Genomic DNA, 16,976 nt, shown 5'->3' with positions numbered 1-16,976 from the left:
TGTGCGGCTCCCGCCTTTAAGATATTCGGTCCGCAGGATCTTGACATCATATACGGTTGCTCTTCCTTACAGAAGGCTCATGATTCGGCTTTGCCGCTGCCCTCCTCAGCGTGCAGGATTTTGGCAAGCCACATGGGCGGATTACGAGCCAGCATATTCTGGAGACGCTGGACCTGCTCCTCAATGGTGCTACCGAAGGCCACCTTCACAGGCATAATGGTCCGTTTGGTAACCTGTGCGGCGGCCGAAGCGCCAATCTGTACCAGGAAGATCAAGGCACAATCCTCGATCAGGCCAATGCGGCTGGCGATCTTGCCCGCCTCGTTCTCATCGCTCCCCAGGGCTATCCGCCGATGCTCCAGGAACTGGACGCCTGAGTGCCGGATTTCGAATACAGTGAACATGGGACTCTGCCCAAAATGAGCATTCACATGCACACCGTCTTCCGTCGCAAATGCAACCTTCATCCTCCCCTCCCCCTCTCGGTAAGCAATACATTACCCACCTTGTTCACCCACTCCATGGTTCCACGGTATCCGACGCTTACCGATGTGTGGGCGCCCAGCTCGTCATACACCGGCAAGCCTGCCGGTACGAATGAGGCCCCGGCCCGTGCCGCTCCCTTTCTTCCATGTGAATTGCTGATCCACAAATCAACGCCCTGCGCGCTCTCCTCTGCATCATCCAGATCACCGATCCAGACTTCCCGTTCTGTCTTTTGCAGTGCGGGCGTGCTGCAGGGTGTAATTAGCCGTTTCAGTTCCACTCCCATCTCCTCCAGCCAGGCTGCGGTCGACAGCATATGATCCGGTTCTAGCGCCACTACAGCGGAAGCGCCGGAATAATAGAAATGGGCATCCAGCATGCTGTCCAACAGATTTTCACGCTGCCAGCGGAAGCGAACAGGGGCTGGCTCGCGGCTGATTTTCTGCAGAAAATGTATGAACGCATCGCTCGCGGCCAAGCCAGACAGACCCGTGAACAAGTGGTAGGGAATGCCTGCGGCATGAGTCAGCCTGCGCGCCGGACGCTCCATGCTCGCGCCAATGGCAATGGTGCAGGAAGACTCCAGCATCTGGCAGGCTGAATCCAGCGGAGTCCCCCCTCTCGTCAAAGGGGAAAAACCTGTCAGCAGGTGACCGGACAAGGAAGTGGAGATATCGGGAAGTGTGATAACCTCCAGGCCGAAGGAAGCGATAATATCCTTGATTTCCATGACATCTCCGGCAGTCAGATAAGAAGCCGGCAGCAGATTGACCTGCGTCCGGCGCTGTTTTTTGGGGGACTTGCCTCCGGCTAACCCGAGTACGGCATCCATTAGCGACTCTACTGTACTGCTGTAGCCCGTCTCCAGAGAGCCGTGAAAATCAGGCAGCGATACAGAAAACAGCAGACTTTCCTTCAAGGCCCGTTCTCGCTTGAACGCTTTTACCCTGGACTGAAAATCAACACCTGCCACCTCAGTGAGGGCCGTGCTGATAACGCCGATGACATCTGGATGATGCTTAGACCAGATATGATCCAGCGCCTCCTCCAGATTCCGGTCTGCATCAAATATAACGTCCATCTCTTGCAGCGCAGAGGTCTGAACGGCAATCGGCTCTCGAAAATGGCGAGTCAGCAGCGCCTTGGAGAAGGCCGAGCAGCCCTGAGCGCCGTGCAGCAAAGGCATTGAGCGATACATCCCTTGCAGAGCCAACACGCCGCCCAGAGGCTGTCCTACCTTGAGCGGGTTGACACTGACAGGCTTCGTGGCGGATTTAATCGGCAAATTCCGTCTCCTCCTCCCATGGAGCCAATTTGGCGGTCAGCTCCCATACCGGATGCTGCAGCGTATGCACAAGCTGTTTCGCTAGAGACAACAGCCCGTCATAGCCCGCATAGGCTTTGTGCCGTTCTTGATTGATGTCCACAAAAGGAATCTGTTCCTTAAGCGCCATATACATGTTCCGGCCCCCGGCAATGACCATGTCTGCCTTGCGGCTCCGTACGGTCTTGAGAATCTGCCGGGCGCCGCCTTCCGGGATGTATTCCGCATCATCTCCGATACGGTCAGCAATCCGGGATACATCCTCGGCAGTACTCTTGTTCGTGCCTACACCAACTACCTTAATGCCCAGCTCTTGCAAAGCCGTAATGACAGACCAGCTCTTTACCCCTCCGGTATAGAGCACTGCCCGCTTTCCTTTCAGTTGCTTGCGGTAGGGTTCCAGCTCCAGCGATAGCCTCATTTCCTCCCGTGCGGCCAGCTTATCCACCCGTCGCTCTACATCACGATCTCCAGTCAGGTAAGCCATCTGCCGCAAGGAATAACTCGTCTCCTTTGCTCCATAAAATGAACCTTCAAAATAAGGAATGCCGTATTTACGCTCCATTTGGACTGCCAGGCCCAGCAAAGCCCGGCTGCATACGACCATATTGGCCTTGGCACGATGCGCCCATCCCACCTCACGGAACCGACCGTCCCCGGTAATTCGGGACAGGATACTCATTCCCGCCTGCTGCATCAGCCGCTCGATATGCCACATCTCGCCCGCAATATTGTATTCCCCAATGAGATTGATATCATGGGAGGTTGTCTGTTCCGGCTCGGTGCTGCCGATAATATGCTGGAACAGCACGTCTCCGGCCAGCCGGGTCCCGAGATTCTTGCTGCCCACAAATCCCGGACTGTTCACCGGAATGATCGGCGTCCCCATCCGCTCCGATTCAGCCTTGCAGACCCCCTCGATATCTTCACCGGTGAGGGCTGTGACACATGTTGTATAGACAAACACAGCGGGAGGAGCAAAGCGGCTGACAATGTAGCGAATCGATTCATGCAGCTTCTGTTCACTACCAAAAATGATGTCCTGTTCTCCAAGATCAGTAGTGAAGCCATACGCCGACAGCTCTGGGCCGCTGGACAGGCTGCCTCTGCTCTCCCAGCTATTGCCGAGACAGGCAATCGGCCCGTGCACCAGATGAGCCGCATCTGCAATGGGGATCAGTGTAATCTGGGCCCCGTCAAAGGAGCAGCCACCCGAAGCCTCCCCCGGCACAGGCCGGGGACAGGGCGTGCTTTTGGGAATTTTGTTGCCGCAGGATACCTCCAGCCTTCCGTTAGACACAGCCGGCTCCATCCGCACACCCCCCTAATTTCAGATAGAATCCATTGAAATAGCTGCCAACTTCCATCTACGCGGTACAGCAATTAGCGCACCAGATCAAAGCTATGATCCGGAGCCTGCTCTTCCATGACATCCAGTACGGTATTCACGAATTGGGTAAGCAGATTCAGCGCACCCTGGTAGCCGATAATCGGATAACGATGCAGATGATGCCTGTCGAAGATCGGAAAGCCCACACGGAGCAAAGGAATTTTCGCCTCTTTGGCCGCGAACTTCAGGTGGGAGCTGCCAATAGCCAGGTCCACCGGGTCCTGGAACAGCAGCGAACGCATATGCCACAAATCCTGACCGGAATGAACTGTGGCTTCTGCACCGTAAGGGCTGGACTTCAGCAGAAGCTCTGCTTCCTTCTCAAATTTCCGGTCCCCATTGGAGCAAACAATATGCACCGGCTCCATGCCCAACTCCAGACAAAAGCCAATCAGGCCGATGAGCATATCCGGGTCTCCCGCCATAGCCACTCGTTTGCCGTGCAGATAAGCATGCGAATCCATCATGGCATCCACAATTCGGGCGCGCTCCTGCTTCAATGCCTCGGGAATTTCCTTTCCGGACAGACGGCTGATCTCTTCAAGCAAGCAATCAGTAGCGCGGATGCCCAGCGGCGTGGAGATGGAAGACACCTGCTGCCCCCAGGTTCGCTTCATATAGCCTAATGTTTTACGAAGAGAGTACTGCTGGATCGCCAACGTGCCGGCAGCATCTGCGGCCTCGGGCACATCCTTAAGCGGCGTTCCCCCGTAATAGTAGCTGTACTCTCCAGTGGCCCCTGAATCAAAATTACTGCTGTGGTCACCCAGAATGGTATACGTAGCGCCGAACATCCCCAGTATGCGCCGCATTTCCGCAAAATTGCCCGTATACCCGTCAAACCCGAGCAGTACATTCAGCTTCAATTCATGACCAGGCTGCGGCGTCCGGCCTGACTTGTTATACAGCGTCTCCAGTACAGAGCGCAGCATGGCGTCATAGCCTGTAATATGTGAACCGGAGAAGCTGGGGGTATTGGCAAAAGGAACCGGCATATCCTCGGGAAGGGCTCCCTCCTGACGGGCATTAGCCAAGAAGGCAGACAGATCATCTCCGATCACCTCTGCCATACAGGTCGTGCATACCGCAATCATCTCCGGCTGATACAAGGCAATACAGTTCTCTATACCGTCAATGAGGTTGCGCATGCCGCCGAATACGGCGGCATCCTCGGTCATCGAGGTGGAGACGGCAGGAACAGGCTCTTTGAAGTGGCGGGCAAGATGGCTACGGAAATAAGCCGTACAGCCCTGTGAGCCATGAATGAACGGGAGCGTTTTTTCAAAGCCCAGCGCAGCCATAACTGCTCCCAGCGGCTGACAAGCCTTGGCCGGGTTCACGACTACAGCTGTACGAGCGAAATTCTTATCCTTGTATTCCTTGGTCTTGGTGTACTCTAGGGTGGCGGTAACCTCCTCTGGCGAGCAAGGGGCCTCGAAGGCCCGTTTCTCCTCACGCTGGCGCACATATTTATCCTGCCGAAACAGCTGATTGTGATCGACAATGTTCAGACGCTCGTTCATACCGGCACCTCCGCAGTCTGCCGGGACGGCAGCAGGCTCCATACTGGACTGTTTATGGTCATATCCATATCACGTGCAAAAATCTTGAAGCCGTCAAAACCATGATAAGGCCCGCTGTAATCCCAGGAGTGCATTTGACGGAAGGGAATGCCCATTTTGTGATACACGTATTTCTCCTTGACTCCGGCGCCCATTAAGTCAATATTCAGCCGCTGGGCCAATTCCTCCAGCTCATAGGCAGTTGGGTCATCGTACAGAATGGTGCCTTCTTTTACATCGGGAAACGTCTTTTCGTAATCATCCTTATGGGCAAATTCATAGCCTGTAGCCACAATTTCCATACCCAGGTCCTCATAGGCACCGATAGTATGCCTTGCCCGCAGTCCGCCAATCAGAAGCATCACCTTTTTGCCTTCCAGACGTGGGCGGTATTTACGGATGACCGCCTCCATCTGCGGCATATATTGGGCAATGACCTGCTCACATTTTTCCTGAATCGTCTCGTCAAAGCGGGCAGCAATCGCTCTAAGGCTCTCCATCGTCTTGGTCGGGCCGAAGAAGTTATATTCCATCCAGGGAATTCCGTATTCCTGCTCCATCGTTGTGCACATATAATTCATGGAACGATGACAATGGATTAGATTGAGCTTGGATTTATGCGCAATCCCCAGCTCATTGATCGTACCGTCACCCGACCACTGCGCTATAACCCGCAGTCCCATTTCCTCCAGCAAAATGCGCGAAGCCCAGGCATCACCGCCGATATTGTAGTCCCCGATAATGGAGACATCATAAGGCCCGGACTCCTTTAGCTCGCGGCGCCCCATCAGAAAATCGCGGATAGCATCATTGGCAATGTGATGGCCCAGAGACTGACTCACCCCGCGAAAGCCCTCACAGCGTACAGGAATGACCGGAATGCCCAGCTCCTCTGTCATCTTCTTAGCCACGGCCCCGATATCATCACCAATCAGTCCGACCGGACATTCAGATTGCACGGAGATGCCCTTAGCCAGCGGGAACATCTCCTTAATTTCCCTGCAGATCACCTCCAGCTTCTTATCTCCGCCGAACACGATATCCTTTTCCTGAAAATTGCTTGTAATCTGCATGGCGGTAAAATTATCGATTCCCAATACCCCATTCGCATAATTGCGTCGGGTACCCCAACTGTATTGCCCGCAGCCGATGGGACCATGGCTAATGTGCACCATGTCTTTAATCGGGCCCCATACCACACCCTTGGAGCCTGCATAAGCACAGCCCCTTGCTGTCATGACGCCGGGCCGTGATTTCATGTTGGACTTAATGGAACAGGTTCCGCAGTTCACAAGCTCCTCATCCGCGATCTCAAAATGCTTGGTCCGGTCCTTCTTGGCCTTCTTGGGATATACCTCCAGTATCTCCTCTACGATCTGCTTTCCCTTATCCACAATATTGCTCATTTGGCCTATTCCTCCCTCCTGCGAGCTACGCGTTCAGCTCCCTCCATCATCACACGTTGGTTCCGTCATTAAGCCTTCTAGCTGGAGCCTACTGCCCGGACGCCTCAGCTTTGTTAATTGCGGTTTCTTCATCCTCAATAATGCCGAATTCCATCAACAGATCCTCCAGATCTTCCATGGAAATGGGAGTGGGAACCGTTAGCATATCGTTATTCAAAATCTTACCTGCCAGCTCTTCATACTCCGCAGCCTGCTTATGTTCCGGGTTATATTGGGTAACGGTCATACGGCGCAGCTCAGCGTGCTGTACAACATTGTCACGCGGCAAAAAGTGGATCATCTGCGTGTTCAGTCTTCTCGCAAGCTCTGTAATCAATTCCGCTTCCAGGTCCGTATTCCGGCTGTTGCAGATTAAGCCGCCCAAACGTACCCCGCCGCTGTTGGCATACTTCAATATCCCGCGCGCAATATTGTTGGCAGCGTACATAGCCATCATCTCGCCTGAGCATACGATGTAGATTTCCTGCGCCTTCTTCTCCCGGATCGGCATGGCGAAGCCCCCGCACACAACGTCCCCAAGTACATCGTAGGATACGAAATCCAGCCCTTCGTAGGCGCCCTCTTCCTCCAGAAAATTAATGGCTGTGATGATGCCGCGTCCTGCACAGCCGACACCGGGCTCTGGCCCGCCGCATTCCACGTTCAGAATGTCACCGAAGCCCCTCTGGACAACATCCTCCAGCTCCAAATCCTCTACCGTGCCCCTTTCAGCAGCCAGATGTAGCACTGTCTGTTGGGCCTTCGTATTCAGAATAAGACGGGTGGAGTCTGCCTTGGGATCACAGCCTACGATCATAATTTTTTGTTTGAATTTGGTCGCGAGCTGAGCCAGTGTATTCTGCGAGGTTGTCGATTTGCCGATACCGCCCTTACCGTAAAACGCAATTTGTCTCATATTTTCTCAGCCTCCAAAATGTTTAATGGGTAAATCCGAACGATTGCCCTTAACTCCCTTATTGCGCTTACTTCCTTTATTGCTCTGCACAGGATACATATAACGCAGAAATTTCACATATTCCAGAACCGATTCCTCAATATCCCCGCCGCATACAATAGGCAGCACGCCAGCTTCCTGCAATGCCTCTTTGGGGACTTCGCCTATGCCGGACGACAGCAGCAATGCACAGTCATGCACCATGGAAAGGATCTCCTTCATCGTCTCGACCTTGTCCCCATTGCAATCGGCTTTCCCGTGGCAGTAGGATTGCACCTTACGAATGCCTATGAAATTTACGATGGTCCCGTCGCTTTCATAGATCATAAATTCCTTGGCACGGCCGAAATGCTGATTCACCTTCCCTCCGCCACGACTGGCCACTGCGATTAGGACTGGCTTTGAGGTGAAGCTCGCTTCAGGCTTATCTCCCGATAACGGGCAGCTACAGCCAGCCCCGGTTGACGGTTGTTTGTGGTGTGATTGTCCCTCCTTGCGTTCCATTCTCACTCTCACCTTCTCATCCAGTTCTTTCTGAAATTGTGCCCTTGCCCCTTCATCCATGGGAGGAGCAGCCGCTATGTTCTCCCATGTAAAATCCTGATTGCGATCCTCGCCCAGCAGTCCAATCGCATCCGCCCTGCATTGACGGCAATGGCGCATAATGACAGCCCCCGCTTCAGCACATTGCTCCTGCAGCTGCCGGACCAGACGGGGACGGGGAGCCCGCATCCCTTCCTGCTCATACCGGCTACCAGGTGCGATGATGAGCGGCATAATGTTGTGCAGCACTGCGCCGTGCTCCTTGACCACCCTGGCTACCTCCGGCAGATGGGCATCATTGACTTCGGGAATCAGCACCGAGTTCACCTTGCACAATACGCCTCTCGAAGCCAGCATCTTCAAGCCTGCCAGCTGGCGGTCAATCAACAGCCGCGCGGCCTCCTCTCCTGCATAGCGTTTTCCTTCATCGTAGACCCATCCATAAATGCGGCTCCCCACCACTGGATCTACAGCATTGATCGTGATCGTGACATGCGAAATACCCAGCTCTACAATCCTGTCGATATGCCTGATCAAGGTAAGGCCATTCGTGCTGAGACAGAATATGACATCCTTAACTGTCTCACGGACCCGGCGGAAGGTATCGAAGGTTGCCTCCGCATTGGCCAGCGGATCTCCAGGTCCCGCAATGCCGACAACGGACAGCTGCATCAGCTGTGCCGCTACGCCATAGGTCTTGCTCGCCGCCTGCTCCGGCGTGAGCAGTTCACTAACAACGCCGGGACGGCTTTCATTGACGCAATCGAATTTGCGGTTGCAATAATGGCATTGAATATTGCATGCCGGGGCTACTGGAAGATGAATGCGCGCAAAATAGCGATGTGCCTCTTCGTTATAACAGGGATGTCGTCTGAGGGTTTCCAATGCTAAGGGGGTTTCCGAGAGATCAGCTAAAGAGTCCATTCATTCCCTCCTCTCCACGTTATATTCCCTTACACAAATCTCTGTTTTTGTCTGGAATATAATTACATCTTAGAGACAGGGACAAATCCAGTCAATTCGCTTCTCCATGAAATCTCTGACATTTATCCTCATTTCACATATGTGTCAAATTTTACGTTAGGTAAGATATCACATCCTTCACATGTGCGCGGTTACATTTCATATTCTCAATAACATCAAGACGTAAAAAAAGAGAGTCCGTTAAGACGGCTCTCCTTTTGAAATAAGAAATTCAAATTGGCTTGATCCTTACATGTTGGTAAAACGCCTGCCCTCCAAATACATTCACACCCACAAGTCCCTCGGTGAACGTACTATCTTCCAGGTCGATGACCTGCTCACCGTCTACATCAATGCGAATGCGCAGGCCCTCCGCCACGATTTTAATATGATGAAACATTTCCGGCAAAACGAATCTTGGCACCTTAGCAAGCACCTGTCGCTCCTCAAATCGACCCTCTTTTTTAAAAAATAGGCGAATCGATTTCAGATTGGGGTCCAAATTCAGATAATAGCCACTCGATCCGTCAGCATTGGCGCGGAAAATCATGGATCCAGCACTTCCATTTCCATGCAGCTTCATATCAGCCTCGTACGTAAAATCTTCCGCCTGCTCAGCAGCCATATAATTCGCATCGCTGATATAGCTTCCTCGTATCCCATCCGTTGTCACGATCCACCGCGATGCGGAAACATCCGGCTTCCAACCTGTAAGGTTGGTATGAAACACCCCACCGTGCACCTTAACCAAGGTACTACCGCGGACCTTATCCTCCGAATCGGAAGCCGTAACAACAGCTTCTCCCGGGGCAACCGCCTCCATTAACGCACTCCCGTCCTCGGACGCATTGATCTTTACAATCTCAGGATTGTTAGAAACCCAAATCAGCGAGATTTCTTTTTCTCCAGACTCATCCCCCACACTCGCGTACAGACGCTTCGTCTGCTCCCTCGCAAGCTCCACATAAGTGTGATCCATGATCACACTGGCAGACGAAGCATCTGGTAGCCTCCAGCTGTTCCGCAAGGCATAAACATGGAGGGAAACAACCTTCACCTCACCACCCTGGGTGTAAAAGCCCATCCCTCTTCGCGCCGAATCGGGCAAAATAATCTCCGAAAATACGACCTCTCCATCATTTCCAAACACCTCAACCGAGGATTCGTCCACAAATATACGCATTTGGATTCGATTTCCGATAGGTGCAAGTAATGCTTTATGAAGCGTTGAAAATAGAGTAGAGAAATCTGTAAGCCCTGAATCAGCACGGTTTACAAACATTTGTTGTATGTCTGTTGTATAGCCGACCGCCGTTCTTTGCTCACCGCCATCCCGCACGTAAAACCCGAATGCTGAAGCAGCCCCAACAGAAGGCAGTTCGAACACCGCTTCAATCTCATAGGCACCTGCATCCAAACCTTCCAGTATATTCGGAGAAGATTCCGTGACACTTTGATTTTCTATCGCAAATAAACGGGAACGCAGCGAAGTCAGCTCGGATATCGGATGCTGTATCAAACGGATGCCTTCACGAGTTGTTTTTAGCGATAACTCTCTCGGGATGCTAAACTGTCCCTTCCAGGGAGAAGTCGGAAAGCTGAACGGATAGTCCCAATTCGTCATCCATGCCAGCATGATACGCCGCCCGTCGGGTACATCGGAGAAGGACATTGAGGCGTAGAATTCCTTGCCCCAATCGGTTTTCAACACCTTCCCCGGTGAATGATCGTTTTGAAATTTGCCATCAGACGTCAGTTCACCGATAAAATATTCCGCATCCGAGCCTTGAGTGTTTGTGCTGGCTCCAGTGCTAATCATCAGCACCCATTTAGAAGTATTACCATCGTCTACCGGAAGCTGAAATAGATCCGGGCATTCCCATACTCCACCACGTATATAATCACCATAACCAAAGTTATCCGTCCAGCGCCAATCTATTAGGTTGGTGGAGGTAAAAAAACGGATATGATCGCCTCCCGACACTACCATAATCCAGCGCTGATAGACTTCATCCCACACTACTTTAGGATCACGGAAATCCCAATTGCCAGGATCGTTTTCACTTTGGCCCGGGTTCTCTATTACAATTGGGCGGTCTTTCGGGTATTGCCATGTACGTCCCCGGTCTGTGCTGTAAGCAAGGCCGATTCTCTGGTTGCCCTTGAGCTGATCGGGATTGAAGGAAGTGTAATAGGCAATCAGCCCTGCTCCTCCGTAGTCACCGAACAAGCTGGAAGTATTGGTTAGATCGGCTACAGCCGAGCCTGACCAGATATGACCAAGATCATTCCACTTCAATGCAAACGGAAGCCTTTTCCAATCCAGCAAATTCTGGCTGACCGCATGCGCCCATTGTCCACCATCCTGATGGAACAGGTGATACTCCCCCTCGAAATAAACCAATCCGTTCGGATCGCTCGCCGAGCCTCTGGCAGGAGAATAATGATACTGCGGGCGATATTTTTCTGTATAGTAATTCGAGACAGAGGTAAGGTAGATATCCTGAAAATAAGCAGTTCCCCCGGTCACTTTCAAGCCTGCAAAGACGTTGGTATTGCTGCTATCCATGATATCAATTGCCGCAGGAGTATATCCATCTATAAATACCTGAATCCGCTCTCCATGAGCGATGATTTCCAAGTGGTGTTTGCTGCTGAACCCACCCTGATATGTCTGCGCCGACTTTGTAATCAACGTTCCGTCCGCCTTCTTCAGTTGTACGCGAACCTGATTGCCTTCGCCTTGCACAGAAGCAACATATCCATTTTTCCCATCCTGACTCCCTCTGAAAAATAGTCCTGCTTCCATTCCCGGTTCAGAAGGATTCAGCGTCACACCGCCTTCCAGCACCAGGTCTGTAGCTGCGGAGCCATATATTTTCAATGCATCTTCTGCACTTGTTCCCTCAGCCCTTTGCCCTTTCAGGTCAGGTTGCCATTTTCCACGGATCAGGAGCGGTCCGCTTAGATTCGTATCCATATCACTGACTTGAATGTTCTGAAATAACGCCGATCCATTCCAGACATTCAGCCCCAAATATCCTGATGTATAAGTCGTATCGACCACATCTATAATCGGCTTATATCCCTCATCCCAGAACACTTTAAGATGGGAGCCCTCTACGCTCACCTTAAGATGATAAATAGCTCCTTTTTTTAAATTGACCTGACGTTCCTCTTTCAGTCTTCCAATATCCCCGGTAGCATCCCGCAACCGCAACAATCCGGCAGCCGGCACGATTTGGAGCATATAGGAAGACCACCCGTCCTCACTGGAACGGAATACTAGCGTAGCATCCGCCTGTGTGTCAGTGACCATCACATCCGCCTCAAAAGTAAAATTCTGAGACGTTGTTCCGGACATAGCCATCACATTTTCCTGCGGCTCCGACCTCAGCAAAAGTCCCTGGATGTTATCTTCTATGTGCCCCTGTCCTTTAATCTGCCAGCCGGTCAGGTTCGTTCGCGTGTTAGTAAACTCCACCTTCATCCCCAATCCCCTACCTTCTAGTACGGATCAACACCGCGCATCCACTACAAAATAATTGGAAAATCAGCTGTTTAGATCGTCATGGAGAACGTCTCATTTCAGCGGCGAACGATCCACATAGATATGAATGTCCAATCGGTTTTCTACTGTTTCCAGTGGGGCTGCGTGTCTTCCCGCAAAGTCCTCATGTAAATCCGAACAGCCTGACCGTGCCCGGTCTACATATACTTCCTGCGTATCAGAAGCATAACCGACGAGCATCTCCTGTTCTTTTGATACTCGCAATTCCCCCAATCTGTAATAAATCGCCTATACAACAAATTTGAAAAGGCTTACATTTCCCATCTTCAATTTACCAAATCGAAATGTCATTCGTCAATGTTTTTTGTAAAAAAATAATTGACATTTGACTAAATATAGCATTAATAAATTATTCTTTTGTAAGAAGAAATGATAACAGTCATAGTATATAATCCAACTTTAAAAGTTAACCATAAACAATGACCGCTTTACTTATACAGCATGGATCTGTCCTCTCTGTTTCCCATGCGCACTTTTTTTGTCCAGCTTATATAAGATTGGATTTAAATTTATTTGTCGATCCGATGGAGATAAATATAAGTTATCAAATAAACTTTACAAATGTAAATATTATTTGTTCATTTGCAATGCAAACATTGCTATTTCATGCGAACTATTATACATTTAAGATACATTTAAGGTCTAAACGGAGAGCTGTAAGAGGCAACTGTACCTCTCAGGCAATCCATTATTAGTGAAGGTGGAACCTGTCTATGAAGAAAGAAAAAGTCACCATTCAAGACATTGCTGACGCTTTGGGAATCTCTCGAAATACCGCGTCCAAAGCGATTAACGGTAATGATAGCATCCCGGTTGATACTCGGAACAAGGTCATTAAAAAAGCGATAGAACTTAAATATAAGCAATTTGCCTATGTGGAAACGGAGAGCATCATCCCGAAAAATCAAGGTAACATTGCCCTGGTCACATGCAATCTGCCGAACAGCTCACATTTTGGCTCCTTACTCATCAGTGGTTTGGAGAAAAGAATAAGCGCAGAAGGGTATAATCTGTCGATTCATATTGTGCGGGAAAATGAAATCCATGCAGGAACGCTTCCTAATAATTTTGAAGCCTCCAAGGTGGATGGAATTATTTGTATTGAAATGTTTGATCCACAATATAGTGAGCTTATTACGGATTTGGGACTGCCCACGATCTTTATTGATTGTTCTGTGGACATTTCTTATCCTGATTTGAAAGCGGATTTATTGCTGATGGAAAATGAACATAGCGTTTATTCTGTCACCAAAAGCCTGATTCATCGTGGATTTACGCGGATCGGGTTTGCTGGGGATTATAAGCATTGCAAAAGCTTCAACGAGCGGTGGGTTGGATATAACAGAGCTTTAATCGAAGCAGGTCTACATGTGGATTTATCTTGCTGTATCGTCGATCAGGACCGGAATTTTTTCTCCGAGTCGGATTGGATGGATAAACAATTGGAAGGCATGAACGTGCTACCGTCTGCGTTCGTGTGCGCCAATGATTTTATTGCCGTCAGTGTCATGAAAGCGCTCAAAAATAAAAACTTGAAAATTCCTGACGATATTGCCGTGTTTGGGTTTGATAACGCTCCTGAATCCCGGATTGTGGAACCTCATTTATCCACCGTGCATATCTACAACAACGAAATGGGCATTACGGCGGCTGAGATGCTATTGGCGCGGGTCAAAAATCCTTCTAGACCTTATCAGATCACGCATATCAGAACAGAGCCGATATTTAGAGAGTCAACTCCGACATTGCAATAGATGGTGAGAGTAAAAGAGATGTTCTGACGACGCTCCGCGAACGGAACGTTGCTCCAATCGCTGTTGTATCCGGATTTTATTAAATAGCCTAGTGGTAAAAATCCGGATACAAAGGCGACCGCTGACGCTTTTTCGCAATCGTTCCGTCCTCTCCGCTGCTTTCAGCGTTTCCCTCACTATTAAGGCTTTTCTAACCATCAATACAGACCCTGAATAGAGCTACCTACACTCTTAAGCATTAAGAACGCAAAAATGGCAAGACTCTAAATCATTCAGAGACTTGCCATTTTTCTAAATCCATTAACTAATTTATACGCCGAAATAGATCTTAGTCTTCAGCTATTGGTTTATAAATCCTCTGCTGGAACTACTGGAACTACTGGCTCTCCCTCTATTTCCTTCGCATCTATTTCCGCCCCATCGATTTTCGTTTCATCGACTTCTTTTTCATCTACCTCCGCTGTCTTTGCCTCATCCACCTCATCACTGCTCTCTTCCTCCATCAAGGCTTTTGGCGTGTAGAGCTTGGGAATCGGTACATTCGCCCAATCCATATCGGACGCAAAGTAAAAGCTCGTATAGGAAGGTTGGTTATACCCGGTATTTTGACGCGCCACATCCGTGCGATATTGCGGATCATGCATCAACGTGTACAATTTATGCGTCGTAGGCTCTGTGCTCAGATAGATACGGATTGCCGAGCTATCCGCTGTGCGGACGAGCATTTCCTCCCGCCAATCTCCGAAAATGTCGGCTACCAGCGATGGAGTTCCTTTCGTATAGTTGTTCGTTTTGGTTCCAGTGGCGGTCATCAATGTACCTCGTTTCCAATCCTCAATGGTTGGGGTTACATCAATTGCACCGTTTACGATTTGTGTGGTCATATCAGCTGCCCATTTGATACTCATATTGGTACCTGGCATCTTCGTATCCAGCTGTTTACCCGCTGCGGTCCACAGGCCTATGGCCCACGTCTCCAGACCTCGCTGATCCGGATCTATGTCACCGACCATTCCCCGACCTGTATCCTTGCCGGAATATGCGCCGTAAATGATTTCACCCGTTTTGGCATCCCGCAAAGAATAGCCATATGGAGCGTAGGTGCCACCTTCATGTACCATAAAGATTTCTTTGCCGGGGCGATCCGGGTCAATATCGGTCACATGCAGCGCATCGCCATGTCCCAATCTGGCGGTTTGACCTGGAGTTGCGCTTTCAGGAGGCATGACATCAAATGAGCTGTACAACAGGCTGCCATCATGGTCAATCGTGGCGGAACCGTATACGATTTCGTCCTTGCCGTCACCGTCCACATCCACCACGCTCAAAGAATGCGCTCCCTGTGTGGTCAAGGTGCCAAATTTCGGGTCCGTTCCATCACGCCCGTGCGGACTATCGTTAAATGGATTGGTCATCGGTGTCCAGCCACTGTCCACCATCCAATGTTTTTGGAGATGGCGACCATCCCATGTGTAGGTGGCCAAAGTGGAACGCGTATAATAGCCGCGTGCGAATACGGCGTACGGCTTGCGTCCGTCCAAGTAAGCCACACCTGCCAGGAAGCGGTCTACACGATTGGCGGGTTCAATTCGGGCCATGGCGTAGTCTCCCCACATGAGGCCATCGTCATGACGCTCCGGCTCATAGCGGATGGTATCCAGCTCAGCTCCCGTTTTCCCTTTGAAAATCGTCAAATACTCCGGTCCATCGACGATGAAGCCCTCGAACTCTCTAAGCTTGTTTTTGTCGCTCCGTGAAGGCGCGTATACATCCATAAAGTAGTCTGTCAGGCTTTCCGCATCCTTTCGGGATAACGGATAATTGTACTTCGGAGCGATACCAAAGCATTCCTCCAGCGTAGCAGGCCATTGTCCCTTGACCACTTCTTCATGCTTCGTCCAGTTCATAAACATGTTCACCACATGCTCATAATAATCCGAGCGACTCAAACGGTAATCGTCCTCATGTGTAATCCCTGCTTTGCGATCCTCACGTGGAAGAGTAATATACTTTTCTTTTTTCGGCTTGCCCTTCTTATCAAAAGAAATCGTTTTGGTCCCTGGAGCCGTTTTGAACATCAGCTCGGCTTTACCATCGCCGTCAAAATCGTACACCATCATTTGTGTATAATGCGCACCTGATCGAATATTCACGCCCAGATCGATCCGATACAACAGCTTGCCTTCGGCCGTATACGCATCGACATACGTATTTCCGGTATACCCCTTCTGAGATACATCTTTGGAGTTCGACGGGTCCCATTTTACAAAAAATTCATATTGTCCGTCTCCATCCACATCCCCCACACTCATATCGTTGGCCGAATAAGTATAGGATTCACCTGCTGGTGTTACGCCATCAGCAGGCTTTTGGAGAGGAAGTTCATAGTAACCCTGTTGCCATGGCTTCACTTTGGCGCTACGATCCTTTTCCCGTCCATTAACGACTGAAGCTACTCTGTATACCGATTTCCCATTCCCTTCCTTATCTACATAGTTGGTACTGTCGGTCACTGTCGCGATCTTCTTACCGTCACGATATACGTTAAAGTCCGCTCCTGTCAGCCCCGTTGAACCGTAACCGTTCACTTCTTGAGCCAATAACCGCCAGCTTAAAAATACCCCCTCCTGCGTCACCGCAGCTACCAGTCCTCGATCCAGCTTTTCCAGCTGAATGCTGCCGCTACGGTTCTGTTCAACTGCGATTGCCGATTCCGCCTGCAGCGTCGGTTCCGACAAGTCTTCCGCAGCCACTCCTCCAGTCGTCCCCGTCATCGCCAGCATCGCTACCAACGCGGCGGTCAAGCTTCCCTTTCGCCATGCGCCTTTCCCTTGAGTCATCCAGGTCGTCCTCCTCGAATGTATTGTGATGACAAGCAAATACCTGAAATGATTGCGCTTACATAAATTAAATTCCCTATTATTATAGTTTTGCCGTTCCCCCAAACGCGTTTAAATATCCGAGGATTTCTCTACACAAAACC

At 50.4% G+C, this 16,976-nt stretch carries 11 protein-coding genes; 1 reads left to right on the top strand and 10 read right to left on the bottom strand.

The window, feature by feature from the left end:
* Nucleotides 1–77: 77 nt before the first annotated feature.
* From ACUUJN_RS05315 to ACUUJN_RS05275, 9 genes are all read right to left on the bottom strand, one after another.
* A complete protein-coding gene (locus tag ACUUJN_RS05315; RefSeq protein WP_028543220.1) occupies nt 78–467 on the bottom strand; it encodes a NifB/NifX family molybdenum-iron cluster-binding protein in 390 nt (129 codons plus the stop codon).
* Nucleotides 464–1,771, bottom strand: a complete 1,308-nt coding sequence (gene nifN / locus ACUUJN_RS05310) for a nitrogenase iron-molybdenum cofactor biosynthesis protein NifN (RefSeq protein ID WP_053324762.1) — start codon at nt 1,769–1,771, stop codon at nt 464–466. The genes ACUUJN_RS05315 and nifN overlap by 4 nt, the downstream gene beginning before the upstream one ends.
* Nucleotides 1,761–3,122, bottom strand: coding sequence for a nitrogenase iron-molybdenum cofactor biosynthesis protein NifE (gene nifE, locus ACUUJN_RS05305; RefSeq protein ID WP_028543222.1), 1,362 nt, complete (start codon nt 3,120–3,122; stop codon nt 1,761–1,763). Before nifE ends, nifN begins: the two co-directional genes overlap by 11 nt.
* Before the next feature lie 71 nt (nt 3,123–3,193).
* Nucleotides 3,194–4,723: a nitrogenase molybdenum-iron protein subunit beta gene (nifK, locus tag ACUUJN_RS05300; protein WP_028543223.1), complete on the bottom strand. Its 1,530-nt coding sequence runs from the start codon at nt 4,721–4,723 to the stop codon at nt 3,194–3,196.
* A complete protein-coding gene (nifD, locus tag ACUUJN_RS05295) occupies nt 4,720–6,168 on the bottom strand; it encodes a nitrogenase molybdenum-iron protein alpha chain (RefSeq protein WP_484669355.1) in 1,449 nt (482 codons plus the stop codon). The genes nifK and nifD overlap by 4 nt, the downstream gene beginning before the upstream one ends.
* An 88-nt stretch (nt 6,169–6,256) precedes the next feature.
* A complete protein-coding gene (nifH, locus tag ACUUJN_RS05290) occupies nt 6,257–7,123 on the bottom strand; it encodes a nitrogenase iron protein (protein WP_053324760.1) in 867 nt (288 codons plus the stop codon).
* A gap of 6 nt (nt 7,124–7,129) precedes the next feature.
* Entirely contained in the window at nt 7,130–8,629 is a 1,500-nt protein-coding gene (nifB, locus tag ACUUJN_RS05285) for a nitrogenase cofactor biosynthesis protein NifB (RefSeq protein ID WP_053324759.1), read from the bottom strand.
* 271 nt (nt 8,630–8,900) lie between these two features.
* On the bottom strand, nt 8,901–12,158 hold the full coding sequence (locus ACUUJN_RS05280; RefSeq protein ID WP_484669354.1) for a glycoside hydrolase family 32 protein: 3,258 nt from the start codon (nt 12,156–12,158) through the stop codon (nt 8,901–8,903).
* Nucleotides 12,159–12,251: 93 nt separating this feature from the next.
* On the bottom strand, nt 12,252–12,452 hold the full coding sequence (locus ACUUJN_RS05275) for a GH32 C-terminal domain-containing protein (RefSeq protein WP_068938463.1): 201 nt from the start codon (nt 12,450–12,452) through the stop codon (nt 12,252–12,254).
* 500 nt (nt 12,453–12,952) lie between these two features.
* Here ACUUJN_RS05275 and ACUUJN_RS05270 point away from each other — a divergent pair, with 500 nt between their 5' ends.
* A complete protein-coding gene (locus ACUUJN_RS05270; protein WP_071559113.1) occupies nt 12,953–13,993 on the top strand; it encodes a substrate-binding domain-containing protein in 1,041 nt (346 codons plus the stop codon).
* Between the two features lie 347 nt (nt 13,994–14,340).
* On the opposite strand, the gene ACUUJN_RS05265 is transcribed toward ACUUJN_RS05270, so the two are convergent.
* Nucleotides 14,341–16,833: a rhamnogalacturonan lyase gene (locus ACUUJN_RS05265; RefSeq protein ID WP_484669353.1), complete on the bottom strand. Its 2,493-nt coding sequence runs from the start codon at nt 16,831–16,833 to the stop codon at nt 14,341–14,343.
* Between the last annotated feature and the right edge of the window lie 143 nt (nt 16,834–16,976).

It is taken from the genome of Paenibacillus sp. LRG-1 (assembly GCF_057220305.1).
The sequence above is the reverse complement of the archived record's forward strand: the minus strand, read 5'-3'. Positions and strand labels throughout refer to the sequence as shown.